The following is a 24,383-nucleotide window of genomic DNA, read 5'->3' as shown; positions in this document are numbered from 1 at the left end:
TTCGCAGTACTGAACCAGCTTCCGGCCGGGTAGCAGCGGTCAGCTGGCGCCGGCGCGTTCGTGGGCGGTCCACCGGGTGGCTGCGGTGGAGTGCCGGTACGGCGCGTCGGTGCCCGTGTCCGCCGGTGGGCGGATGGCGGTGAGGCCGGTGATCTCGGGCTCCGGAGTGCGCTCGATCGCGGTGGTGCCGTCGGGTTCGAGGAGGTTGACCTCTTCGATCGTGAGCAGGCCGACCGGCCGGACTCCCTCGGTGATCACCACGAGGTTGCCGGGGATCACCTGCTGGGCGCGGTTGCCCGTGGGTGGCACCATGATGCCTTCCGCGGGTGTGCGCCACGCGCCGGGCGCGAAGCGGCGCAGAGACAGCCCTACCTGCCCGTCTTCGGCCGTCCTCGGTGGGAGGTAGGCGGTTGCTGTGTAGTCGTAGTCGTAGTCCGGCTCGGGCGGCCCGGACACTCGCCCACCCTGCTGGGGCGTCAACCAGACCACCGTGCCCCGGACAGCGAGCGACCCCGTCATCATGACCATAACGAGTCATCATGCCGACTACGGACCGAATATGCCAAGCCACTGCGTGTGTTGACCGCAATCGGACCGCAATCCGGTCGCGCGGAGCCCGAGATCTGCCGTGACGATTCGAAAGTTCGGCCGCTGGGGACCGCGTCGACGCCCTGGACGCGGCGGCCGGCGACGGGGTGCGGCGCGGCACCACCGGCCGGACCGTCGAGCGGGGTGACCGGCACTAGGCTGACTGTCGTGGCTGAGGTGCGGAGGGTTTCTGGTGCGGGGCGGCTGGCGCGAGCCGGGTTCGCCGATTCGGCGCGGGCCGGGCGGATGCTCGACGAGTTGGACGCACTGGATGCGCTGAGCGCGCCGGGGGAGTACGGGCCGATGGCGAGCGACCAGTTGATCGCCTCACTGTCGGAATCGGCCGATCCCGATCTCGCGCTGACCGGTCTGCTGGGGATGGCCGAGTCGCTGCACGCCAATGACTTCGATCTGGCGGCGTTCGCGCGGACGCTCGACATGGATGCGGACTTCCGCCGCCGGCTGACCTATGTGCTCGGCGCGAGCGAGGCGTTCGGGCGGCATCTGAGCGTGCATCCTCGGCATTGGTACGACTTGGCTGATCCGGCGCTGGCGGCTGCCCGGCCGACGCCTGACGACGTGGCTGCTTGTCTCGCGACTGCTGTCGACGCCGAGAATCCGGTGGACGCGCTGCGGATCGAGTACCGGCGTTTGTTGTTGCGGCTGGCGGCGCGAGACCTGGCCGAGGGGCTGCTGGTCGACGAGACTGCCGCAGTACTGGCTGATCTGGCGGGTGGAGCGTTGGAGACCGCGCTGCGGATCGCACGGAACGACTTCTTCGCCGCGCATCCGAAGGCGGCCGACTGCCGGCTCGCCATTGTTGCCATGGGCAAGTGCGGCGGGCGTGAGCTGAACTACGTGAGCGACGTGGATGTGCTGTTCGTCGCCGAGCCGCTGGAGGGTGAGCCGGAGGCGCCGGCGCTGAAGACCGCGACCTCGTTGGCGTCGGCAACCATGCGGATCTGCTCGGCGCACACCGCGGAGGGCACGCTCTGGCCGGTCGACGCCGCGCTTCGGCCGGAGGGCAAGGCGGGGCCGCTGGTGCGGACGCTGGACAGCCACCTGGCCTACTACCAGCGCTGGGCGAAGACCTGGGAGTTCCAGGCGCTGCTCAAGGCGCGGGCGGTTGCCGGTGATGCCGAGCTCGGGCAGGAGTACGCGGACAAGACGCGTGAGCTGGTGTGGTCGGCGGCTGATCGCGAGGGGTTCGTCGGTGACGTCCAGGCGATGCGGCGCCGGGTGGTTGACCACATTCCGGCGGCTGACGCGGATCGGCAGTTGAAGCTCGGTCCTGGTGGGTTGCGGGACGTGGAGTTCGCAGTACAGCTGCTGCAGTTGGTGCATGGGCGCAGTGACGAGTCAGTCCGCAGTGGGACGACGCTGATCGCGCTCGAGCAGTTGACCGGGTCGGGGTATGTGGGGCGGACCGATGGCGCAGTACTGGCTGATGCTTATCGGTTCCTGCGGTCGATGGAGCACCGGATCCAGCTGTATCGGTTGCGGCGGACGCATCAGGTTCCTGACGACGACGACGATCTGCGCAGGCTCGGGCGGTCGCTGGGGTTCACGAAGAACCCGATCGACGACCTGACGGCGGCGTGGAAGAAGCACGGGCTCGAAGTACGGCGGCTGCACGAGAAGCTCTTCTACCGGCCGCTGCTGGCTGCTGTCGCGCGGATCCCCGGGGAGGAAGTGCGGCTGACTCCCGAGGCTGCCAAGCAACGTCTGACCGCTCTCGGGTACGCCGATCCGGCGTCGGCGTTGCGGCACATCGAGGCGTTGTCGGAGGGCGTCTCGCGGCGGTCGTCGATCCAGCGGGCGCTGCTGCCGGCGATGCTCGGGTGGTTTGCCGAGTCGCCCGATGCCGATGCGGGCTTGCTGGCCTTCCGGACGATCTCCGATTCACTCGGCTCGACTCCTTGGTACCTGCGCCAGTTGCGCGACGAGGGCGCGTCGGCTGAGCGGCTGGCGCACTTGCTGGCCAGCGGCCGGTACGCCGTGGACTTGCTACAGCGCGCGCCTGAGGCGACGGCGATGCTCGCGGACGAGCGGGAGTTGGCGCCGCGGCCGCTGGAGTCGTTGCTGAGTGAGATGTCGGCGGCAGGACGGCGGCAGGACGATCCGGTGGCTGCGGTCGCGGCGATTCGTGGCGCCCGGCGGCGGGAGCTGTTCCGGATCGCGGCCTCGGATCTGTCCGAACTGCTGGAGGTCGAGGCGGTCGGAGAGGCACTCACCACGGTCTCGGTGGCGACGCTGACCACGGCGCTGGAGGTAGCCCGGCGGACGGTGGCGAAGGGCGAGCCGGAGCCGACCCGGATGTCGATCGTTGCGATGGGACGCTTCGGTGGGCATGAGCTGAGCTACGGCAGCGATGCCGACGTGATGTTCGTGCACGACCCGGTGCCGGGGGCCTCCGAGAAGGCGGCGACGGACTTCGCCACCCAGGTCGCGACCGAGCTGCGCCGGCTGCTGGCGCTGCCCGGCGCCGACCCCGCGGTCGCCATCGATGCCGACCTGCGCCCAGAGGGCCGACAAGGGCCACTGGTCCGCACCCTCGCCTCCTACGCCTCGTACTACGCCCGCTGGTCAGCCGTCTGGGAGGCACAGGCGCTGCTCCGCGCCGACCCACTCTGCGGCGACGCCGACCTCTGTGCGTCGTTCCGCGAACTGATCGACCCGCTGCGCTACCCAGAGGGCGGCATCTCCGACCGCGACGTGATGGAGATCCGCCGCATCAAGGCACGCGTGGACGCCGAGCGCCTACCCCGCGGCGCCGACCCCGCGACCCACACCAAGCTGGGCCGCGGCGGCCTCGCCGACATCGAGTGGACCGTCCAGCTCCTGCAGATGCGCTACGCGCACCGCATCGCGGACCTCCGCACCACCCGCACCCTCGGCACCCTCCGCGCTGCCGTCGACGTCGGCCTGGTCGAACCGCCGGACGCCGACATCCTGAGCCGCGCCTGGGAGATGGCCACCCGCATCCGCAACGCGATCATGCTGGTCCGAGCCCGCCCCAGCGACTCGCTGCCCCGAGACCCCCGCGACCTGGCAGCAGTGGCACAGATCTGCGGCTACAACCCCGGCAAGACCAGCCAGTTCTCCGACGACTACCGCCGCCGCACCCGCCAGGCCCGCAACGTCGTCGACCGCCTCTTCTGGGGCGACTGACCCGCGTGGTGCGGGACCATCGCGCATGACGGAGGACTTGACCTACCCGGGCCGAGGTGGGATCTGGCTCGGGGTGCCCGGGTTGATCCTGCTGGCCGTCGGGGTGTTGGTGCTGGGGGAGTTCCTGTACCGCCAGGGCTACAGCCGAGAGTTCGTCGAGCACGGTGTGGAGACCACAGCGGAGTCGGTGCAGATCCGAATCCACCCGAAAAGGGCAGGTGTCACCGGTGAGGACGTCGTCCTGGTGTTCCACACTGCGTCAGGTCAGCGCATCACGACGTCGCCGCGAAGTGCTGACGGCGAGACCCCGGACCTGCCGGAGGGCGAACACGCGCCACCCGCCGGTACGCGGTACGCGATGCCGTTGAAGATCTTGTACGCCCCGGCTGATCCGACCTACGTGCTCGCGTCGGTCGATGCCCGCGAGTGGGCGGCTGACCGGGATACGCCGCTGATCGGCGGTGGTCTGCTGGCCGGGGGAGGTCTGCTGGTGAGTTCCGCCGTGGTCGTCCTGACCAGAAGCGCCCGCCGCCGCGGGGTTGCTTGGAACCGGTGGTTTTCCGAGTGAAACACCACCTCACCTAGGATCGCTGGGTGGAGACGGTGGATCAGGTCAGGCAGGCAGGGGTGTTCAGCCACGTCCGGCGGAGTGTCCGGATGACGCTGGGGCAGGAGCGGGTCTGGCGGACCAACTGGCCGTCGTTGGGCAAGAAGCTCGAGGACCTGCCGAGCGGTGAAATTGATCTGAGCGGGTGGTTCGGGCGGGAAGCGCCGGTCGTGCTGGAGATCGGTTCGGGGATGGGCGAGGGGACCTCGCAGCTGGCTCGGCAGGCGCCGGAGATCAATCACCTGGCGGCCGAGGTATATCCGGCGGGGCTCGGGCAGTTGATGTTGTGGGTGGAGAAGTACGAGCTGGACAACGTCCGGTTGCTGCACGGGGACGCGCTCGATTTCCTGCGCGATCACGTCGCGCCGGACACGCTGGCCGGTGTCCGGGTGTTCTTCCCGGATCCGTGGCCGAAGAAGCGGCACCACAAGCGACGGCTGATCACGGCACCGTTCGTGAAGCTGCTCGCCTCCCGTCTGCAGCCGGGCGGAAGGTTGCACCTGGCAACGGATTGGCAGCACTACGCCGAGGCGATGCTGGAGATCTGCGAGGCCGAGCCGCAGCTCGTGAACGAGTACGACGGCTGGGCCCCGCGACCAGACTGGCGGCCGATCACCAAGTTCGAGTCACGCGCGCAGCGTGAGGGACGCGAGTGTCACGACCTGATGTTCACGAAGTCCGCGACGTGAAGTTCCAGTGACCTGACGGCACGGTGAAGACGCAGTAGCCGTCCTCGTGCACCGGCTCAGGTGCATAGGGCGCCGGTACGACGCTCACATCGGTCCCGGTCTCCGACGGCACGTGTACTTCGGCCGTCGCGCCGATCGGCACCTGTACTTCGAGCTGGAAGACCCGGCCGACTCGCCGCCACGACACCGAGACGCGGCCGCGCACGGTGTCGGTCCGCAAAGCCGCCGAGTCGACCTCCGAGCGCGCATCCGGCCGGACCAGGATGCGCTCCCAGCCACCTGACAGGTTCCGCAGACCGGCCACATTCTCCAGCAGCCATTGGGCAACCGTGCCGTGGAAGTAGTGGTTGCGCGACCGCGCGTCCGTCTCCCACATCTCCCACATCGTGTCCGCGCCGTTGTCGAACCAGTAACCCCAGCTCGGATACGTCCGCTGCAACGCGAGCTTGGTCGCGACATCCGCATGGCCGTGGGCGGTCAGCACCGGCAGCAGTACGCCGACGCCGAGACACCCCGTGTTGAGATGGAAGTCGCGCGCCTCGATGTCCGCGACCAGGTTGGCCACCACGGCCGGTACGACGTCAGCGGGGACCAGCCCGAAGGCGAGTGGCAGCGCGTTGGACGTCTGCCGGTAGTCCGGATCAGACGCCGTCCGGTAGAGCCCGGCCGAGCGATCCAGGAACGCGCGGTTCAGCCCGTCGGCCAGCTCGCCGGCGGCCTTGCGAAGGCGGTCCACCTCGTCCGGCCGGTCGAGGATCTCGCCGATCTCGGCCGCAGCGATGACGGCGCGATGCAAGTACGCAGTACCGGTCAGGCGGCGGTCTTCCGGCGGCGGTCCGTCGGGGTAGCCCGGCGGGATCCAGTCGCCGAGAACGCTGAGCGACAAACCGTCTTCGACCCGGTCGAGCTCGTAGTCGAGATAGCGCAGTACGGGGCCCCAGTGCTCGGCGAGCAGCCGCTCGTCGCCGTACCAGCGGTGCATCTCGCGCAGGAGGAACGGGTAGACGGTCGACCACTCGGTAGCGGGGGAGAGTTCGTCGTAACCCCAGTCGCCGGTCGGCACGATCACCGGCAGGCTGCCGTCGACGCTCTGGCTGTCACGCAGATCGCCGAGCCACTTGGTGAAGAAGCGCGCCATCCCGAGCGTGCCGGCCATCGTCGGGGCACCGACCTGGGCGTCACCGGTCCAGCCGTTCTTCTCCATCTTCGGAGTGTCGGTCGGGATGCCGTGCAGGTTGTTCAGCACGGTCCGCCGCATCGCCTGCTCGATTTGCTCGTACAGCGGCTGGCTGGCGTCGAACCGGCTGACCGAGGCGACGTCGGAGTGCACCACCCGCATCGTCACCGAGCTGGTGGCCGGCTCACCCGGGAAGCCTTCGAGCTGCACGTAGCGGAAACCCTTGTAGGAGAAACGCGGCTCCCACTCCTCGACCCCGTTGCCCGCGGCAATGTACTCGTCCCGCTGAAAGCGCTCCGCGTGCACGTGCGGGTTCTCGGCGAAGATGGTGCCATCGGCAAGCAATCGCTCACCGTGGGTGAGGCTGATCGTCGTACCGGCCGGAGCGGTCACCCGGAGTTTGGTCCAGCCCGCGGTGGTCCGGCCGAAGTCGGCGACCCAGACACCGGGCTTCGGCTGCCTGAACTCCACCGGTACGACGTCCTCGATCACCCGGATCGGCTCGTGCTCCTGCGCCCGCACCTGACCCCGAGGAGCCGGTACGACGAGCGCCGTACTCCACTGCGAGTCGTCGAAGCCTGCCGCGTCCCAGCCCGCAAGGTGCAACCGCGCGTCGTAGGTCTCGCCGGAGAACAGCGAGTCGAAGCGGGTCGGGCCTTCCGCCACTCGCCACGCGTCGTCGGTGACGATCTCGGTGACCGTGCCGTCGGTGTGCTCGACTATGAGCCGGGCGAGCAGTCGCGGGTGAGCGGTCCAGGGGGTCTTGTGCCAGCGCCAGACGTTGGGAGTCGACAGGCCGAAGAACCCGCGACCGAGCTCAGCGCCCAGCACGTTGTCGCCGGTCGAGAGCAGCTCGGTCACGTCGTATGCGACCGACAACACGGTGTCCTCGTAGTCGGTGAACCCCGGATCGAGCACCGAGTCGCCGACGCGCTGACCGTTGATCCGCAGTTCCTGGTAGGCGAGGCCGCTCGCGTAAAGCCTTGCCTGGTTCACGTCCGCTGCCAGGGAGAAGGCGCGCCGCAGCAAGGGAGCCGGAACAGCTTCGTCGCGTACCTCGGAGTCGCGGGCGCCGATCCACTGCGCGCCGCCGAAGCCCTCGTCCAGCAGCCCGGTCTCGAACCAGGTCGGCCGGCTCCAGCGACCCGCCTGGTCGCGGCCGTCCCACAGCCGCACAGCCCAGTGGTAGCGGGTCCGCGGGGTCAGCGCCGGGCCGTCGTACGAGATGCCGAAGGTCTTCGCAGAGGAGACCTGGCCGGAGTTCCACACGTCGGCTGTCTCCGGCGTCAGCAGGTCAGCGCTCGACGCCACCAGCACCTGGTACGCCGACTGCGTCGCGCCGTAGCCCGGCGCGGTGGCGATCCACCCGAGCCGGGGCTGGGTGATGTCCGTGCCGAGCGGGCGGTCGGCGTACTCCGTGGTGAGCTTCGCCGCGGTCAACGGTCCGCCAGGGGTCCAGCTGTCCGGGGCGACAGACATCAGGCAAGCTCCTCAACGCGACAGAAGGCAGGGTCCCGGAGGACCGTATGCAACCGCCCGTTGCCAGGGCAACAGCCATGTCCTGATCTGGACAGTTCAGGACCGAGGCGTGAGAGCGAGCGCCCAGAGTCGATCGGGGATGACCTTGGCGACCCGCATCAGGAGTGACATCTGCCACGGGAAGACGATCCGGGCGGACTGCTTCGCGATGCCGTCGGCGATCGCCCGGCCGGCCTCCTCTGCGGAGACCATGAACGGCATCGGGAACGTGTTCGTCTCGGTCATCTCGGTCTCGACGAAACCCGGGCAGACGGTCAGCACGTCGATGCCGTCCGGGCGGAGCCGGACCCGCAGCGACTCGAGCAGGTTGATCTGCGCGGCCTTCGTCGCGCCGTACGCCTCGGAGCCGGGCAGGCCGCGGTAGCCCGCGACCGACGAGATGCCGACGATCACGCCGGCACCCTGCGCCTTCATCCGTGGGATCAGCTCGCCGAGGCAGTTGGCCATCCCGCTGAGGTTCACGTTGAGGTGCTGGTCGAAGGACTCGACGTCGAAGTCGCTGCCCATCTGCTTCCAGTAGCCGGCGCTCAGGATGGCGATGTCGATGCCGCCGAGCTCGGCCGCGACCACCCCCGCTGCCTGCCGGACGTCGTCGGCGTCGGTGATGTCACACGGCACGGCCGTCATCCACTCGCCGGCGACCTCCTTCAGGGCGTCCGCCCGGCGCGCGGAGACCGCGACGTGCGCGCCGCGCTTGCACAGCTCCTGCGCCACCGCGGCGCCGATGCCGGACGAGGCGCCGACGACCCAGATCCTGCGTCCGGCGAGTTCCATTGTCAGACCTTTCGGACCAGTGCGAGTTGGGAGACCCCCAGGTACCCGGAGCGGAAACCGGCTTCGGAGTAGGCCAGGTAGAACTCCCACATCCGCCGGAAGACGGCGTCGAAGCCCAGGTTCGCGACCTCGGCCGCGCGGTCGGTGAAGCGGTTCCGCCACAACCGCAGGGTGTGCGCGTAAGCAGGCCCGAGATCGCGGCGTTGTGCGATCTCGAGCCCGCCGGCCGCGCCCGCGATCTGCTCGATCGCGGTCAACGAGGGGATCATCCCGCCGGGGAAGATGTACTGGTGGATCCAGCTCTGCGCGTGCCGGGTGGCGAGCAGCCGGTCGTGCGGCATGGTGATCGACTGCAGGGCGAACCGGCCGCCGGGCGCGAGCAGCCGGTCGATCGTCGCGAAGTACGTCGGCCAGTACTGCGTGCCGACCGCCTCGATCATCTCGACGCTGACCACGGCGTCGTACTGGCCGCGCACGTCACGGTAGTCGCGCAGCTCGACCTCGGCGCTGACCCCGGCCTCGGCGATCCGCTTGCGAGCCAGGTCGCGTTGCTCGGCCGACAGCGTCACCGAGGTGACCGTCGCGCCGCGCTCGGCCGCCTGGATCGCGAGCTGGCCCCAGCCGGTACCGATCTCCAGCACCCGGCTGCCGGCCTTGACGTCGGCGTAGTCGAGGATGCCGTCGATCTTGCGGCGCTGAGCGTCGGCCAGGTTCTCGAAGCCGCCGTCCTCGGTGTCGAACCACGCTGACGAGTAGGACAGCGTCTCGTCCAGGAACGTGGCGAACAGGTCGTTCGACAGGTCGTAGTGGCGGGCGATGTTGGAACGCGCGCCCGAGCGGTGGTTCTCCTCGGAGGAGGGCATCCGCTGCTCGATCACCTTGCGGAAGCGTTGCAGCGCCGGCGGGACGAGCTCGGGGAGCCGTGCGGCGAAGACGGCCAGCAGGTCGGCCAGGTCGGTGCCGTTGCCGGTCCGCCAGTCACCTGCCATGTAGGCCTCGCCGAAGCCGATCTTGAGGTCGGCGCCGATCCGGTGGAAGAAGCTCTCCGAGACGATCTCCATCACGGGAGCACCCGCGCCACCGGCGCCGACGCGGCTGCCGTCGGGCAGCATGACGACGAGTGGCAGGTCGCGGGCGGCTCGGCGCAGGATCCGCCGGGCCACGGCGGCCCGCAGCGGGCTGTACGGCGTACGGGCGACGCCTGGCCAACGTTCGGCATCGACGAGAAGTAGCGAACTCATCGGACTCCCTCCGGTGGGATGTGGGGCTCGCGGTGGATCACCGGTAACCGGCGAAGCCAGAGCCAGACACCATGCATTCGGATCAGCAACCAGATCTGATGGGTGAGCAAAGGTGTGACGAAGGCCGCTTGGAGGACAGCCCGCCGGCGGGCGGGACGCGGGCGGCCGGTGAAGGCGGCGGAGAAGACCCGGCGATCGCTCTGGACCAGGTCGATCGCCACGGCGACCCGGTCGGTGTCGAGGCGCAGCGTCACGTCGTACCGGCCGTTGACGGTGAAGAAAGGGGAGACGTAGAACTCTTTGCCGAGGGTGAAACGACCGGCGGCATCGGGCTTGGCGAGCTGCGCGTGGCGTTCGCCGTACGTGTTGTGGATCTCCAGTACTACGCAGCGCAGATCGCCGGTCGAGGTGAGAACCCAGAAGACGCTCAGCGGGTCGAAGACGAACCCGAAGATGCTCTTGGCGTTGGCCAGCATCACCACCCGGTCGTCCGGCCGGAGCTGGATGCCGTGGGCGGCCGTGAAGGTGGCCACGTTGTCGCGGAGGGACGGGCCGAGGCCCAGGTGGTCCTTGGCCGAGAAGCGGCGGCGGGGGAGGTCGTCGACGTCCACAAGCCACTGGTACGTGCGGTAGCGGAACCGATGGCGCAACGGCATCCGGCGTGAGTGGCTGACGTGGCCGATCACTACTGCGGGCAGTTGCGGAAGGTTCACCATGTGGCGCCGAGCCTTTCGGCCGCCTCAACTCCCGAGCGGCAGCCGTCTTCGTGGAATCCCCAGCCTAGGTGTGCGCCGGCGAATGCGAGCCGGGGGCCGCCGGCGGCTCGTAGTACGGGGGCGGCGGCTACTGACTCCGGGGTGAAGATGGGGTGCGCGTAGGTCATCTGGGCGATCACCTTGGCGGTGTCCACCCAACCCTCGGGGTTGAGGGTGACCAGGTGTTCCTCGGGGCTCTGCAGGTCTTGCAAACGGTCCATCCAGTAGCTGACGAGGACCTGCGGCTCTGGTGAGTCACAGCCGCGCATGCGGTAGTTCCAGGAGGAGCGCGCGGCCGATGCCTTCGGCAGTACTGCGGTGTCGGTGTGCAGCCAGGTCGGGTTGGTGGAGTAGCTGAAGGCGCTCAGGAGGGTCTTCTCTTGCGGAGTGGCGTCGCCGAGGAGGTGCAGCGCGGTGTCGGCGTGAGTGGCGACTACTACCTTGTCGAACTGCTCGGTGCGGTCGGTGACGACCTCTACGGCGTCGTCATGGCGCAGTACTGCGCGGACCGGGGTCGAGGTCCGGACGTCTGCGATCTGGGCGAGGACGGCGTCGACGTACATGCGCGATCCACCGGTGACCGTGCGCCACTTGGGGGAGCCGGTGACAGAGAGCATGCCGTGGTGGTCGAGGAACTGGAACAGGTAGCGCGCCGGGTAGCGCTCGGCGTCGGCGGAGCCGGACGACCAGACGCAGGACACCAGCGGTACGGCGAAGTGCCGGATGAAGTAGCGGCTGAAGTTGTTCGCGCGGAGGAAGTCGCCCCAGGTCTGCTGGTCGTCGCCGGCGGCGAGGATCGCCTTGGCCTGCCGGTGGAAGCGCGGGACCTCGGTGAGCATCCGGAGGAAGCGCGGGTCGGCGGCGCGGCGGGGCTGGCTGAACACTGCCCGGGCGCCGCGGCCACCGGCGTACTCGAGACCGCAGCCGTCGCAGTGCACGCTCATGCTCATCTCGGTCGGCTGGGTCTCGATGCCGAGCTCGGCGAACAGGCGGAGCAGGTTGGGGTAGGTGCGCTCGTTGTGCACGATGAACCCGGTGTCGATCCGCAGCGCTCGGCCGGCCGAGTCGGTCACGTCGTGGGTGTGGGCATGACCGCCGGGCCGATCGTCCGCCTCGAAGACGGTCACGTCGTGGGTTCGGTTCAGCAGATGTGCCGCGGTCAGGCCGGAGACTCCCGAACCCAGCACCGCAGCGGTCGGACGGTCGCCGCTCATAGTTGAAAGCCTTCCGGTTGCATAAGTTCTGAACAAGTTCAGAACGCGCTTGCGGGTACTTCGGAGCGGCGGGCGGATGTGATCGGTCCAGGCGATGGTTGGCCTATATCGTTTGATGTGTCTCAGATCGTGATTTGTCGTCTCACATCGCGAAACCAGAGCCTTTTGATGGACTTTGTCCGCTTTCATGGTGTGCATGCAGGTCACCGCCAACAGGCCAGCCGACGCGCTCACGCGCCGTCGGCATGTCGACCTGCTGCGCGTCGCCTCCGCAACCTGTTGACCTTCGGCGTCACTTCAGTCTGCTGTCTGCCGGTTCTGTCCGGCCTGCTCTGAACTCCCGCCCGCGACCGCCCGGTCGCCCGCACATTCGAAGGTTCTCCTGTGAGCATCACGAGCTTCCGTCCTGCCCGTGTTCTGGCCGCCTCGGCCGCCGTTCTCTCCCTGATCGCAGTCGCCGCCGGCTGCTCGCGCGCCGACGAAGGCAAGGCCGCGCCCGCTGCCTCCGCCGACAAGGGGCCGGCCACCGAGCTGCGGCTCGGCTACTTCCCGAACGTCACCCACGCGGCCGCCCTGGTCGGCCTCGGCAAGGGCCTGTTCACCAAGGAGCTGGGCAGCACGAAGCTGGTGCCGACCAAGTTCAACGCCGGCCCGGAGGCCGTCGGCGCGCTGCTCGGTGGCTCGCTGGACGCCTCGTTCATCGGCTCCGGTCCGGCCATCAACGCCTACGCGAAGTCCAACGGCGAGGCGGTCCGGCTGATCGCCGGTACGACGTCCGGCGGCGCGCAGCTGGTGGTCCGCTCGACGATCAACAAGCCGGAGGACCTGGTCGGCAAGACCGTCGTCACGCCGCAGCTCGGCAACACCCAGGACGTCTCGCTGAAGAAGTGGCTGGCCGAGAAGAGCCTGACCGGCAAGGTCAAGGTCACCAACCTGGAGAACGCGCAGACCCTGGACGCGTTCAAGAAGGGCGATGTGGACGCCGCCTGGCTGCCCGAGCCCTGGTCGTCCCGGCTGATCCTCGACGCCGGCGCGAAGGTGCTGCTGGACGAGGCCTCGTTGTGGCCGAACGGTAAGTTCCCGACCACCGTGCTGATCGTCCGGACGCAGTTCCTGCAGGAACACCCGGAGTCGGTCAAGCAGCTGCTCGGCGGCCTGGTCGCCTCGATCGATCTCGCGAACTCCGACAAGACGGCCGCCAAGACCGAGGTGAACAAGCAGCTGCTCGACCTGACCGGCAAGGCGCTCAAGCCGGCCGTGATCGACCGCGCGTTCAGCACGATCGAGATCACCGCCGACCCGATCGCGTCGACCTTCCCGCAGCTGGCCAAGGACCAGGTCACCGCGGCGATCGCCAAGGAGGCGCCGAGCGTGTCCGGGTTCGCCGACCTCGGCCCGCTGAACGAAGTACTGACCAAGGGCGGTAAGCCGACGGTCGACGCGGCCGGTCTCGACAAGAAGTAGTTGGTCCTGAAGCGCCGGCACTTTCCGCAACGAGGAGGCAGACGATGACTGCGACAGTCGAAGCCAGCACGACGCGCGTCGGCACGAACGGCGTACCGACGGTGCGGTTCCACCAGGTCGGGAAGGCGTTCGGGCAGGGCCAGAAGTCGGTGGTCGCGCTCGAGGGCGTCGATTTGGAGGTGGCGGCCGGTGAGTTCGTCTGCCTGCTCGGCGCGTCCGGCTGCGGCAAGACGACGCTGCTGAACCTCGTGGCAGGCCTGGACAAGCCGACCACCGGGCGGATCGAGCTGAGCTCCTCCCGGCCGGCGGTCGTCTTCCAGGAGGCCGCGCTGATGCCGTGGCTGACTGCCGCGGGCAATGTCGAGCTGCCGCTGCGGATGGCCGGCGTGGCGAAGTCCGTACGCCGCGCGAAGGCCGCCGAGCTGCTGGAGCTGGTGCGGCTCGGCGGGGTGGGCGACAAGCGGCCGCACGAGCTGTCAGGCGGTATGCGGCAGCGGGTCGCGCTGGCGCGGGCACTGGCGTCTACGACGGACCACACCGGCTCGGGGGCGGGCAAGCCGTCACTGCTGCTGATGGACGAGCCGTTCTCCGCGCTGGACGCCATCACGCGTGACGTGCTGCAGGGTGAGCTGCTGCGGATCTGGCAGGCCACCGGTACGGCGATCCTGTTCGTGACGCACGACGTACGCGAGGCTGTGCGGCTTGGGCAGCGCGTAGTACTGCTGTCGTCGCGGCCAGGGCGGGTTGTGCAGGAGTGGGACGTCGATGGGGCGGCTGAGGTCGAGGCTGTCGAGGAGATCAACGCAGCGCTGCGGAAGGTGATCAGCAGTCATGCCGCAGCCTGATACTGGTGTGCAGGACCGTGCTTCCGCGGTCGCGCTAGAGGCCGGCTCTGTCGAGGCGGGGCTGGATGCGCTGGACACTCCGGTCAACGCGTCTGACGGTAGTCTGCTGCGGCGTACGCTCTCGAAGCTTTGGCCGCCGATCGCAGCTGTCGCGCTCTTCGTGATCATCTGGCAGGTGCTCTGGGCGGCGGCCTTCTGGCCGGAGTTCAAGCTGCCCGCGCCGGCTGACGTGTGGTCGCAGATCTGGCTGCTGGTGACGTCGGGGGACATCCTCGAACTGTTCTGGGTGTCGGTGCACCGGGCGGTGATCGGCTTCGCGATCTCGCTGCTGATCGCCGTACCGCTGGGGCTTGCGATCGCCAACATCAACGTGGTGCGGCGGGGGATCGGGCCGCTGGTGTCCGGTCTGCAGAGCCTGCCGTCGGTGGCTTGGGTGCCGGCGGCGATCTTGTGGTTCGGGCTGAACGACCGGGCGATCTACTGGGTCGTGCTGCTCGGCGCGGTTCCGTCGATCGCGAATGGGTTGGTGTCCGGGCTCGATCAGGTGCCGCCGATCCTGCCGCGGGTCGGCAAGGCTCTGGGGGCCGGGCGGCTGGGCGGGATCCGGTACATCTTGCTGCCGGCGGCGCTGCCTGGGTTTTTGGGCGGGCTGAAGCAGGGGTGGGCGTTCTCCTGGCGGTCGCTGATGGCGGCCGAGCTGATCGCTACGTCACCTGATCTGGGTGAGGGGCTTGGGCAGTATCTGCACAACGGGATGTCGCTGTCGGACATCTCGATGGTGTTCGCGGGGATCTTGCTGATCTTCGTGGTCGGGGTCGGGATCGAGTTGCTGGTGTTCCGGCCACTGGAGAATTCTGTACTGCGAGCGCGAGGGCTGACCGGGGCGAACTGATCCGCGCGGCTGACCAGCACAAGGCCGGCCGGGCGCGAACTGACCGCACCGGCTGGCCGGTGCCCGTACTGTTGGAGCGTGGTCCGATTTCTGCCGTTCCTGATCAGCCTGGTGCTGAGCGTCTACGCGCTGTTCTCCTGCATCCAGACCCGCGATGAAGACGTTCCCTACCTGCCCAAATTGGTCTGGCTCGTCCTGATCGTCTTCGTGCCCTTCGTCGGCCCGATCGTCTGGCTGCTGATGTCGCGCACCGAAGCGGTACGGCGCGAGCGATCCGCCGTCCCCAAACCCAAGCCGACCGGGCGCCCGGTCGCGCCTGATGATGATCCTGATTTTTTGAAGTCGCTGGATCGGTATCGGGATCCGCGGACGACGGTGCGTCCGCGGGAGGGTGAGCCTGAGCCGGGGGTGCCTGAGGCGCCCGGAGTACCGGAGAAGCCGGGGGCGGGGGATTCTGGGGCCGGGAAGTCTGGGGCTACGGGCCCGGGCTCGGAAAAATCGGATTCGGGAAAATCGAGCAAGGACAAGCCGGCGAAGGACAAGCCCGGCAAGGACAGCTCGAAGCCGGGTGCCGCCGAAGAAGCCCCGACCGAACCAGACGAAGGCAAGCCCCAACCCGGCGCCTGACCTCACCTGCTGCACGCGGCGTGGGCTCGCGGCGCCTGCTCCGCTTCGCTACGCCTGCTGCTTCGCTAGGTGAGTGCGGCGCTGTCGCGCGGTGCGTGCTTCGCACGGGCGGGCTCGGTGCCGCCTTCGCGGGTGGGCTCGCGGCGCCTGCTCCGCTCCGCTACGCCTGCTGCGTCGCTAGGTGAGTGCGGCGCTGTCGCGCGGTGCGTGCTTCGCACGGGCGGGCTCGGCGCCGCCTTCACGGGTGGGCTCGCGGCGCCTGCTTCGCTTCGCTACGCCTGCTGCGTCGCTAGGTGAGTGCGGCGCTGTCGCGTGGTGTGCGCTGCGCGCGGGCGGGCTCGGCGCCGCCTTCACAGGTGGGCTCGCGGCGCCTGCTTCGCTTCGCTACGCCTGCTGCATCGCCGGGTGAGTGCGGCGCTGTCGCGCGGTGTGCGCTGCGCGCGGTTGTGCTCGCGGTACCCGTTTCGCGCCGTGGGCTCGCGGCGCCTGCTTAGCTTCGCTGCGCCTGCTGCATCGCCGGGTGAGTGCAGCGCTGTCGCGCGGTGTGCGCTGCGCTCGCGGCACCCGGCACCCGGCACCCGGCACCCGTCTTCGCGGTTGGGCTCGCGGCGCCGCTGCGTCGTCAGCGAGCTGGGAACACCAGGGGGAGCGGGTGCGGCAATTCGAGCGGGCATCAGCTGACCCGGCAACTCGAGCAAGCGCCAATGAATCCAGGTACCGCGGCCAAGTGTCAGCTGAGGCGCAGGATGAGTTCTTCGGTTTCAGTGCCTCGGCCGGCTGCGTAGTCGCCGTTGTTGCCGATGGCCTCGAAGCCGGCTTTCTCCAGCACGCGCCTCGAGCCGAGGCTGTCGAGCGCGACCCGGGCCACAACCGGGCGCGGGCTTTGTTCGAGGACGAGCGCTAGGGCGCGCGAGGCGTGGCCCTTGCCCCAGTGGGCTTGTGCGAGCCAGTAGGTGACCTCTGGCTGTCCGTCCTCGGAGGGGAACGTCGAGATGGTGCCGATCAGCGTTTCGTCTTCGGTGGTGATGGCCCAGTGGTGGGTGCCTGCCATCGTCTGGACTCGTTCCATGTGCGCGTCGAAGGCGGGCCTGCTCGTTGGGTCGGCTGCGGTGAATGCGGCCATTGCCACCGCTGCCGGTTCGGCCATCATCGTGAAGACGGCGTCGTGATCAGAGGTAGCCAGCTGACTCTCACCAGTGAGGGGCGGGAGGTCGCGGGGCGGGTACGCCGGTTGATTCATCTCGATGAGGATCGTCTGCTCGAGCGATTGACCGGTGCGCAGCGGGTGCAGTTGCGTGAACTTCTGACGCGAGCGTTGGATCCGGAGGTCCTCTGCTGAAACTGCCTGCGGTATGAGCGCGTGCACGGGTAAATGCAAATTGCTGATGCAGAAGCAAGTGAACGTGCAGATGAGTGGGTTTGTTCAACAATCCACAAAGGCGGCTGTATTCGGGCACGAATGAGGATGCGGTCAGCAAGGCAAAGCTGTTGCTTTGCGTTGGTCCGTGCCTGGCCACCGCTGTCGCTCGCGCGTCAGGGCCGCTCTATCTGTCATGCAGCCGGCGGAGTGGGCGTCGCGGGCCGGGTGTCAGCTGCAATCGATGCCAGCCGGGACAACCTGACGGCCAACCCAGCTAACGCTGGAGGCGACGTGTGCCGATCGGGAGCGGAGTGAGGCCGCGGAAGATCGGGGGCCGGGTCCGGCGGCAGGGCCGGACCCGGGTGGGTCGGGGTTCAGCTCCCCGCGGCCGTCAGGCGGACTTCCTGTGTTCGGCGAGTACGACGTTGTCCCGCTCGGACTCCGTGGTGCCACCCCAGACGCCGTACGGCTCTCCGACGGAGAGGGCGTGCTGGCGGCACTCGGGCTGGACCGGGCAGGTACCGCAGAGCGACTTGGCCACCATCTCGCGAGCGCGTTTGCGAACGCCACGCTCCGATTCGGGGGAGAAGAACAGCTCTGGGTTGACGTCGCGGCACGCAGACTGCGACTGCCAGTCCCACAAATCCATGAGCGGGCGGGGTAGGCGAGGCATCCCTCTCGACATGGCAACCTCCTATGACTCACCGTGAGCGCGGACGGGCGCTCGGTGAAAACTATGCTCAACTCATGCGCAGTTCAACCCTTGTTGTCTCGAAAGTCGGTCGAGTTGTTATCGGGCGGTGCTGTTTGTCCCCTTTTTCAGGCGGCAACAGGGCATCATGAACGCCGTGCCGACCCCGTCCGAAACTCTCACCGTCGGCGCCGCCGCGCGCCGTCTCGGTATCGCCGCGCCGACTCTGCGGAGTTGGGAACGCCGGTACGGATTGAGCCCAAGTGCCAGGTCAGCGGGCGGTCACCGGCGCTACAGCCCCGAAGATCTGGCCCGGCTGCGGGCGATGTTGCGGCTGGTGGACCAGGGGGTGCCGACCGCGGAGGCGGCCGCCTCGGTTCGTGACCGGATCTACCCTGCCCCATCACCCAGTGTGACATCCGCCACTTCCGTTGCCGAGGGCACCGGGGACCCGTCCCACGCGGTACCCAGATCCCTGCCGGTACGCCGGTCCGCCCGGTCCGGCGCCGAGGGGCCGGGCAAGCTGACCGACCTCTTCGCGATCGCGAACTCGATGGACGGCGATCGGCTCGCCCACGAGGTGGCCCGCAGCCTGGATCGATCCGGCGCGGTCGACGCCTGGACCAGTCGGCTGATGCCGTTGCTGGTCGAGGTGGGGGACCAGTGGGAGCGCACCGGGGCCTGTGTCGAGGTGGAGCACCTGGCGTCGGAGGCTGTGGCCAGCGGGCTCAGGTACCACACGCGGCGTTCCGTCGACCGGCACAAGCCCGACGAGGCGGAGCGGGCCGTCGTACTGGCTTGCCTCGAGCGGGAGGACCACGCGCTGCCGCTGCTGGCGGTGGCGGCCGCGCTGGCCGAGCGGGGCATCAAGGTGCGCACGCTGGGCGCCGCGACTCCTGTCGCCTCGTTGTCCGACGCCGTACGCCGGATTCGGCCGGCTGCGGTCTTCATCTGGTCCAGTGCGCCCGAGACTGCGGATCTGGATGCCTTGCGCATCCTGGCGCGCACCCGGCCGTCGTACCAGCTCGTGGTCGGTGGGCCGGGGTGGCAGAACCTGGGGCAGCCAGAGGGCTGGGTCAGCACCCTGGCTGATGCGGTGACCGCGCTGGTGGCCGCTGTCCGGCCCTAGCCGTCGGCTGGGTCGTACCGGAGGTACACGTGGCCGCCGTGCGCCGTGTCGCGCTCGCCGGTCAGCGCGCGGATGACCATCTCGTGGGTGATCGCCAGCACCGGGCCGTCGGTGCTGGCGGTGTGGCGGGCCAGCGCTGCCCGGGCGCGGGCCCGGACCGCCGAGAGGGGCTCCCAGGGGCGGCGGATGCCGTCGGGCCACTCGCCGTCGTACTCGTCCAGCTGGGCCTGAGCTGCCCGTACGTCGGCGGCGCCGCGCCAGGAGCCGGTGCTGTCCGGCAGCCAGTCGCGCAGGTCGTAGTCGACCCGTACGCCGAGGGCGAGCCGGTGGCCGACGATCGCGGCGCTGTGCAGGGCCCGGGTGAACGGGGAGCTGACCAGGTATGTGGCACCGATGCCACTCAGGAGGTCCGCAGCGCCCTCAGCCTGCTTCGCCCCCGCCGGGGTCAGTGGAGCCGCGTCAGAGGCCATTCCGGGCCAGCCACGGCTATCCACCGGCTCGTAGTCCGGCTGCCCGTGCCGGACCAGGTAGATGTGGGTCACGAGTTCGTTCTACCGGAGGTGTCGCGCCCCCGCCCAGCCTCTGGCGCGGCTGGGCGGTAGCGCGGTCGGGTCGGTCAGGGAACTCGGCGGCCGCACGTTGTGCTGCCCGCCGAGCAGGTGCTCGAGGTCGAAGTCGGTCCGCGCTGCCTCACCAGTCGCGTCCATTTCTTCCTCAGCCGGCTCAGCACCCGGTGGGGCGGACCAGCCTTCGGCCGGATCGGCCCACGCCTCCTCGGACGGCGTCACTGCCTCGCCCTCGAGCCACTGGACCTCCGTCGCGCCCTGGTGGCCGTGGACGGCGAGCACCGACTCCAGGTCCGGCCAGACGGCCGTCGCCGGGTTGTTGCCGCGCCAGCGGAGCGCTACCGAGCCGTCGGTGAAGACACACCCCTCGGCGACCACGCCGGTGCCGGAGACGCCGCTGAGGTCGCGGAAGCGGACCAGTTCGAAGGTCCGCGGTCTCACCACCGTCCGGCCCCGGCCGGCGACACCAGCAACACCTGACCAGCGAGCGGACCTGCCACCGTGCTTGCACCCCTTTGGAAAGTCGTCTGCGACGCCCTCAACCTGTTGCGACCCTCAACGACGCACGCCCGCTCCCGGTTACACCGCGGAAAAGTCCGATCTCACCCACTGACACCAGTCGTCTCGATCTCCCGCCGCATCAGCACCCGCTCCGCCGGGTCCAGCCCCAGCGCGGCCTCCTCCTGCCGGACCGCCGCCAACCCCGGGCTGACCTCAACAGCCGACAACTCTCGGAAGCCCAGCCGCGCGTAGTACGGCGCGTTCCAGGCGACCGTGCGGAAGGTGCTCAGCGTGAGCGCACCCAGCCTGCGCCCAGCGGCCCAGCCGGCCACCTCGTCGATTAGCCGACCGCCGCCAGCTCGATCGACCGCAGTCTTTCCAACTCGTCCGCGCGGGTCCGGCGGATCGCCACCTGAGAAGTCATGGCCCGAGGCAACCATGCGTGAGACGGCCGTGGCCACCGGGTTTGACCAGGTGCTACCGTTCCTGTCGTGAAGCGTTGCTATTGGCGATTTTTTGAGTGGCCGGCTGTGGTGCCGGGCAGCTCAGCCGATCGCTGACGCCTGAACGCACGAACCAGAGCCGGCTACCAGGCAAGGACATTCGTCCTTGCCTTTTCTCATTCCCCCAGCCGGCGCTGACCACGGGTTCCTCCGCGGCGTACCGGCGGAAAGGTTCCCCATGAACACCCTCTCGCAGCAGGTGTCGGTCGTCGACCGGCGGATCGAGAAGACCGTCCCGCTGATCACCCCGCTCGCGTTGCACGAAGAGCTGCCGTTGAGCCCGCAGCTGGCCGAGACCGTCGTGACCGGCCGGCAGGCGGTCGCCGATGTGCTGAACGGCGTGGACGACCGGCTGCTCGTCGTGGTCGGACCGTGTTCGGTGCACGACGCCAAGGCCGCCCTCGAGTACGCCGAACGCCTCGCCCCGATCGCCGAGCGGCTCTCCGACGGTCTGCTCGTGGTGATGCGCGTGTACTTCGAGAAGCCCCGCTCCACCCTCGGCTGGAAGGGCCTGATCAACGACCCCGGCCTGGACGGCTCCGGCGACGTGAACACCGGGCTGCGGACCGCCCGCGCGCTGCTGCTCGAAGTACTGGCCAAGGGGTTGCCGGTCGGGTGTGAGTTCCTCGACCCGATCATTCCGCAGTACATCTCCGACACCGTCGGGTGGGGCGCCATCGGCGCGCGGACCGTCGAGAGCCAGGTGCACCGCCAGCTGTCGTCCGGCCTGTCGATGCCGATCGGCATGAAGAATCGCCCCGACGGCAGCATCGCCACCGCCATCGACGCGGTGAAGGCGGCCGCGGTCCCGCACGTGTTCACCGGAATCGCCCACGACGGCGCCCCCGCGATCCTGCACACTCGCGGCAACCCCGACTGCCACCTCGTACTGCGCGGCTCCGACGCCGGCCCGAACTACGACGCCGAATCGGTCGCCGCCGCCACCGACCTGCTCGCCAAGAGCGGTCTGGCCGAGCGGGTCGTCATCGACGCGAGCCACGGCAACAGCCGCAAGGACCACCGTCGCCAGCCGGTCGTGGCCGCCGAGATCGGCGAGCAGGTCGCCGCGGGCAACCAGGCGATCGTCGGCGTGATGCTGGAGTCGTTCCTGGTCGAAGGACGCCAGGAACTCGACCCCACGAAGCCGCTCACCTACGGACAGTCGGTCACCGACGCCTGCCTCAGCTGGGAGACCACCGAGACCGTGCTGGAGGGGCTGCGCGACGCCGCGATCAGGCGTCGTACGAGCGCGTGAACTTCTGAAGAAGGAAGACCCCGAGCGCTCCCGGGCAGCTGGATCCTGACCTACTGTCCGGGGCATGACTGAGATTTCCCGCCGCCTGGTTCTGGGTTCCGCAGCCGGTGGGGCAGCCTTGTCGCTGCTCCCACCGTCGCTGCACGCGGCGATGGCGCAACCGATCAGACCCGGTGGCCTCGACGCGATCGAGCACGTGATCGTGCTGATGCAGGAGAACCGCTCGTTCGACCACTACTTCGGCATGCTGCGCGGAGTCCGCGGGTACGGCGACCGGCTGCCGCTGCGGCTGCGCAACGGCAAGTCGGTGTTCCACCAGCCGGTGAGCGGCGGGGGAGAGGTGCTGCCGTTCTCGATCCGCAAGGCGGCTGCCGACGCTGGCCGCGCCCCGGACGACATCCAGTACCTCGGCGCCCTCGCGCACGGCTTCAGCGACGCGACCCAGGCCTGGAGCAACGGCTGGAACGACGACTGGGTGCAGGCCAAGACGGCCGCGACGATGACGCACTACGACCGCCGTGACATCCCGCTGCAGTACGAACTGGCCGAGACCTTCACCATCCTCGACGCCTACCACTGCTCGGTGAACGGCTCGACGAACCCGAACCGCAACTACCTCTGGTCCGGTACGACGGGCTACGAGCCCGGTACGACGCAACGTGCGGTCACCAACGCGGCGTACTCGTACGACCACAAGGGTTACGACTGGACGGCGTACCCGGAGCGGCTGGAAGCGGCCGGCGTCTCCTGGCAGATCTACCAGGAGTGGGACAACTTCACCGACAACGCGGTCGAGTACTTCAAGACGTTCAAGGAGCTCGGCCGCCGGATCCTCGCCTCGGTACCCGGCTACCGGACCACCGAGGAGTTCTACGACAAGCTCTTCGACAAGAACCCGGCCGAGCAGACCGCGGCCCTGAAGCTGCTCGCAGACGCGGTCGCCAAGCAGCCGGTGACCGACCAGAAGCTCTTCTACAAGGCGATGTACCGCAGCGAGCCCGAGTCGCTGGTACCGCGCGTCCGCGCCGACATCAAGGCGGGCAAGCTTCCCGCCGTCAGCTGGTTGGTGCCGTCGGCAATCGACTCGGAGCACCCCGGTTCGTCGACGCCGATCGGCAGCGCGAACCTCGTCTACGACCTGCTCGACGCGATCGCCTCGGATCCTGAGGTGTGGTCGAAGACCGTGCTGCTGATCAACTTCGACGAGAACGACGGGTACTTCGACCACGTCCCGCCGCCGGTCGCGCCGCGGCCTCCGTCCGGTGAGGGCGACGACTGGTACGCCGGCCGGCCGATCGGGCTCGGGCCGCGGGTGCCGATGACTGTGGTGTCGCCGTGGACCGTTGGTGGGCATGTGAACTCGCAGGTGTCGGATCACACGTCGGTGATCCGGTTCCTGGAGCGGTGGACGGGGGTCGAGGAGCCGAACATCAGTTCCTGGCGGCGTACGGCATGTGGGGACCTGACGAGCGCTTTCGACTTCCGGCGGTCACACCAGCAGCCGTCGGTGGACGCGCCGGGGGCGGTGCCGGCGCCGGTCGCGCGGTGGAAGCCGACGCCGCCGGTCGCGCAGGCCCTTCCGTTACAGGAGCCGGGCCGTCGGCCGGCCCGCGCACTGCCTTACCAGCCGAGTGTTTCCGGCATCGTTGCTGACGGCAAGTTGAAGCTGCGACTCGGCAACAAAGCGGACGCGGCGGCGCACTTCGTGCTCTACCCGTACGGCGGTGAGCTGCCCGCGCCCGCGCATCTCGACGTCCGCGGCCAGCTGCACACCGACGTCCCGGTGAGCGGCCCGTACGAGCTGGCCGTCCAGGGCCCGAACCGGTTCTGGGTCGAGCTGGCCGGCTCCGCCGACGGTATCGCGGCCGGTCTCGACGTCCGGGTCAGCCGGGACGGGGTCTCGTTGCACGTCGAGCTGGAGAACACCGGCACCAAGCCGCTCAGCGTGAAGCTGAAGGCGCGTGGCTACGGCAGCCGCACGATCAATCAAGATGTCCGAGGCAAGCAAACCCGGTCGCTCACCTGGCCCACCGATCAGGGCTGGTACGACGTCGAGGTGACGACCGCCGAGGACACGACGTACCGGCGGCGGTTGACCGGGCACCTGGAGAACGGCGCGCCCAGTGTCACCGGCTAGCGTCACCGGCTGAGCGGCAGCCGGACAGCTGGTGGGAGCGGTGTCGCGACGGGGTTCGCCTGGAAGGACTGCAGCATGAAAGCAGCGAACCGCCGCGACGCCGCCACCCGCAGCTGAGGTGACTCGGCCCTGATGCCCTCGTTCGCCATCAGGGCCAGGACGAGGTCCTCCAATACGAAGTCCTCACGCAGATAGCCCGCGTCCTTGGTACGCCGTACCAGCTCCTGGATCAGCCGGAGCGACTGGTTGCGCTCCAGGGCAAAGTCCTCCACCAGTGGGAGATGCGAGGTGAACGCGCGGGCGAAACCGCGATCGAGCGCGTGCATCTCCATCAGCTTCTCGATCACCAGCGAGAAGCCGTCCCACGGATCGTCGGCTGCCAGTCCCTGCTCGACGACCGACGAGCACAATTCCAGCTGCTCGGCGAAGGCGTCGGCCAGCAGCTCTTCCTTGGTCTGGAAGTGCCGGTAGACGGTCGCCACCCCGAGCCCGGCCCGCCGCGCGATCTCCCGGATCGGTACGTCGATGCCGTCGGCGGCGAAGGCCAGCCGGGCGACGGCCAGGATCCGCTCGCGGTTGTCGCGGGCGTCCGAGCGGAGCTTCGTTCCCACTTGTGCCGTCACGTCTCTCACTTTAGCCAACCGGACGGGGTGCTCCG

Annotated in this window: 23 protein-coding genes; 11 read left to right on the top strand and 12 right to left on the bottom strand. The window is 68.9% G+C overall.

Annotation, left to right across the window (positions count from 1 at the left end; translation table 11 throughout):
- Positions 1-39: 39 nt before the first annotated feature.
- Positions 40-528 carry a hypothetical protein gene (locus tag AB0P21_RS40515; RefSeq protein WP_363704746.1) on the bottom strand — a complete coding sequence of 163 codons (489 nt, stop codon included), beginning with the start codon at positions 526-528 and terminating at the stop codon, positions 40-42.
- A 228-nt stretch (positions 529-756) separates the two neighbouring features.
- Here AB0P21_RS40515 and AB0P21_RS40510 point away from each other — a divergent pair, with 228 nt between their 5' ends.
- The 3 genes from AB0P21_RS40510 to trmB are packed head-to-tail and all read left to right on the top strand — an operon-like array spanning position 757 to position 5,055.
- The gene (locus tag AB0P21_RS40510) at positions 757-3,759 is read left to right on the top strand and encodes a bifunctional [glutamine synthetase] adenylyltransferase/[glutamine synthetase]-adenylyl-L-tyrosine phosphorylase (protein WP_363704744.1); all 3,003 of its coding nucleotides are present in this window, start codon (positions 757-759) and stop codon (positions 3,757-3,759) included.
- A gap of 25 nt (positions 3,760-3,784) precedes the next feature.
- Positions 3,785-4,327 carry a DUF3592 domain-containing protein gene (locus AB0P21_RS40505; protein WP_363704742.1) on the top strand — a complete coding sequence of 181 codons (543 nt, stop codon included), beginning with the start codon at positions 3,785-3,787 and terminating at the stop codon, positions 4,325-4,327.
- 26 nt (positions 4,328-4,353) lie between these two features.
- On the top strand, positions 4,354-5,055 hold the full coding sequence (gene trmB, locus AB0P21_RS40500; protein ID WP_363704740.1) for a tRNA (guanosine(46)-N7)-methyltransferase TrmB: 702 nt from the start codon (positions 4,354-4,356) through the stop codon (positions 5,053-5,055).
- Here the strand turns inward: trmB and AB0P21_RS40495 are convergent.
- The 5 genes from AB0P21_RS40495 to AB0P21_RS40475 all read right to left on the bottom strand — a co-directional run bounded on the left by AB0P21_RS40495 (position 5,036) and on the right by AB0P21_RS40475 (position 11,755).
- Positions 5,036-7,711 carry a family 78 glycoside hydrolase catalytic domain gene (locus tag AB0P21_RS40495; RefSeq protein WP_363704738.1) on the bottom strand — a complete coding sequence of 892 codons (2,676 nt, stop codon included), beginning with the start codon at positions 7,709-7,711 and terminating at the stop codon, positions 5,036-5,038. The two genes, trmB and AB0P21_RS40495, sit on opposite strands and share 20 nt — an antisense overlap.
- A gap of 96 nt (positions 7,712-7,807) precedes the next feature.
- Positions 7,808-8,545 carry an SDR family NAD(P)-dependent oxidoreductase gene (locus AB0P21_RS40490; protein WP_363704736.1) on the bottom strand — a complete coding sequence of 246 codons (738 nt, stop codon included), beginning with the start codon at positions 8,543-8,545 and terminating at the stop codon, positions 7,808-7,810.
- A gap of 2 nt (positions 8,546-8,547) precedes the next feature.
- Positions 8,548-9,786, bottom strand: a complete 1,239-nt coding sequence (locus AB0P21_RS40485) for a cyclopropane-fatty-acyl-phospholipid synthase family protein (RefSeq protein WP_363704734.1) — start codon at positions 9,784-9,786, stop codon at positions 8,548-8,550.
- On the bottom strand, positions 9,783-10,502 hold the full coding sequence (locus AB0P21_RS40480; RefSeq protein WP_363704732.1) for a DUF1365 domain-containing protein: 720 nt from the start codon (positions 10,500-10,502) through the stop codon (positions 9,783-9,785). The genes AB0P21_RS40485 and AB0P21_RS40480 overlap by 4 nt, the downstream gene beginning before the upstream one ends.
- A complete protein-coding gene (locus AB0P21_RS40475; RefSeq protein WP_363704730.1) occupies positions 10,496-11,755 on the bottom strand; it encodes an FAD-dependent oxidoreductase in 1,260 nt (419 codons plus the stop codon). Before AB0P21_RS40475 ends, AB0P21_RS40480 begins: the two co-directional genes overlap by 7 nt.
- 187 nt (positions 11,756-11,942) lie before the next feature.
- Between AB0P21_RS40475 and AB0P21_RS40470 the strand changes: the two genes are divergently transcribed.
- The 5 genes from AB0P21_RS40470 to AB0P21_RS40450 all read left to right on the top strand — a co-directional run bounded on the left by AB0P21_RS40470 (position 11,943) and on the right by AB0P21_RS40450 (position 15,583).
- Positions 11,943-12,038 (top strand): putative leader peptide, encoded by a 96-nt coding sequence (locus AB0P21_RS40470; RefSeq protein ID WP_363704822.1) that lies wholly within the window; start codon positions 11,943-11,945, stop codon positions 12,036-12,038.
- Positions 12,039-12,139: 101 nt separating this feature from the next.
- Positions 12,140-13,219 (top strand): ABC transporter substrate-binding protein, encoded by a 1,080-nt coding sequence (locus tag AB0P21_RS40465; protein WP_363704728.1) that lies wholly within the window; start codon positions 12,140-12,142, stop codon positions 13,217-13,219.
- A 44-nt stretch (positions 13,220-13,263) separates the two neighbouring features.
- Positions 13,264-14,064: an ABC transporter ATP-binding protein gene (locus AB0P21_RS40460; protein ID WP_363704726.1), complete on the top strand. Its 801-nt coding sequence runs from the start codon at positions 13,264-13,266 to the stop codon at positions 14,062-14,064.
- Positions 14,051-14,956: an ABC transporter permease gene (locus AB0P21_RS40455; RefSeq protein WP_363704724.1), complete on the top strand. Its 906-nt coding sequence runs from the start codon at positions 14,051-14,053 to the stop codon at positions 14,954-14,956. Before AB0P21_RS40460 ends, AB0P21_RS40455 begins: the two co-directional genes overlap by 14 nt.
- Positions 14,957-15,034: 78 nt before the next feature.
- Complete coding sequence (locus tag AB0P21_RS40450; protein ID WP_363704722.1) at positions 15,035-15,583, top strand: PLDc N-terminal domain-containing protein; 549 nt, start codon at positions 15,035-15,037, stop codon at positions 15,581-15,583.
- Between the two features lie 730 nt (positions 15,584-16,313).
- Here AB0P21_RS40450 and AB0P21_RS40445 read toward each other — a convergent pair.
- Positions 16,314-16,961, bottom strand: a complete 648-nt coding sequence (locus AB0P21_RS40445; RefSeq protein WP_363704720.1) for a GNAT family N-acetyltransferase — start codon at positions 16,959-16,961, stop codon at positions 16,314-16,316.
- Between the two features lie 373 nt (positions 16,962-17,334).
- Positions 17,335-17,616 carry a WhiB family transcriptional regulator gene (locus AB0P21_RS40440; protein WP_026162890.1) on the bottom strand — a complete coding sequence of 94 codons (282 nt, stop codon included), beginning with the start codon at positions 17,614-17,616 and terminating at the stop codon, positions 17,335-17,337.
- 175 nt (positions 17,617-17,791) lie between these two features.
- On the opposite strand from AB0P21_RS40440, the gene AB0P21_RS40435 reads away from it, so the two are divergent.
- Complete coding sequence (locus tag AB0P21_RS40435) at positions 17,792-18,763, top strand: MerR family transcriptional regulator (protein ID WP_363704718.1); 972 nt, start codon at positions 17,792-17,794, stop codon at positions 18,761-18,763.
- On the opposite strand, the gene AB0P21_RS40430 is transcribed toward AB0P21_RS40435, so the two are convergent.
- From AB0P21_RS40430 to AB0P21_RS40420, 3 genes are all read right to left on the bottom strand, one after another.
- Positions 18,760-19,305 carry a histidine phosphatase family protein gene (locus tag AB0P21_RS40430; RefSeq protein ID WP_363704716.1) on the bottom strand — a complete coding sequence of 182 codons (546 nt, stop codon included), beginning with the start codon at positions 19,303-19,305 and terminating at the stop codon, positions 18,760-18,762. The two genes, AB0P21_RS40435 and AB0P21_RS40430, sit on opposite strands and share 4 nt — an antisense overlap.
- Before the next feature lie 9 nt (positions 19,306-19,314).
- Positions 19,315-19,773 (bottom strand): hypothetical protein, encoded by a 459-nt coding sequence (locus AB0P21_RS40425; protein WP_363704714.1) that lies wholly within the window; start codon positions 19,771-19,773, stop codon positions 19,315-19,317.
- Positions 19,774-19,931: 158 nt separating this feature from the next.
- The gene (locus AB0P21_RS40420) at positions 19,932-20,162 is read right to left on the bottom strand and encodes a hypothetical protein (RefSeq protein WP_363704712.1); all 231 of its coding nucleotides are present in this window, start codon (positions 20,160-20,162) and stop codon (positions 19,932-19,934) included.
- Positions 20,163-20,511: 349 nt separating this feature from the next.
- Here AB0P21_RS40420 and AB0P21_RS40415 point away from each other — a divergent pair, with 349 nt between their 5' ends.
- The gene (locus AB0P21_RS40415) at positions 20,512-21,588 is read left to right on the top strand and encodes a 3-deoxy-7-phosphoheptulonate synthase (RefSeq protein WP_363704710.1); all 1,077 of its coding nucleotides are present in this window, start codon (positions 20,512-20,514) and stop codon (positions 21,586-21,588) included.
- A gap of 64 nt (positions 21,589-21,652) precedes the next feature.
- On the top strand, positions 21,653-23,725 hold the full coding sequence (locus AB0P21_RS40410) for a phosphocholine-specific phospholipase C (protein WP_363704708.1): 2,073 nt from the start codon (positions 21,653-21,655) through the stop codon (positions 23,723-23,725).
- A gap of 2 nt (positions 23,726-23,727) precedes the next feature.
- Here AB0P21_RS40410 and AB0P21_RS40405 read toward each other — a convergent pair whose 3' ends face one another.
- Positions 23,728-24,348: a helix-turn-helix domain-containing protein gene (locus tag AB0P21_RS40405; protein ID WP_363704706.1), complete on the bottom strand. Its 621-nt coding sequence runs from the start codon at positions 24,346-24,348 to the stop codon at positions 23,728-23,730.
- Positions 24,349-24,383 lie beyond the last annotated feature (35 nt).

Source organism: Kribbella sp. NPDC056861 (assembly GCF_040687575.1).
In the GTDB taxonomy this organism is placed as follows: Bacteria; Actinomycetota; Actinomycetes; order Propionibacteriales; family Kribbellaceae; genus Kribbella.
Note: the sequence above shows the minus strand (reverse complement) of the source record. Positions and strands in the feature narration are given on the sequence as shown.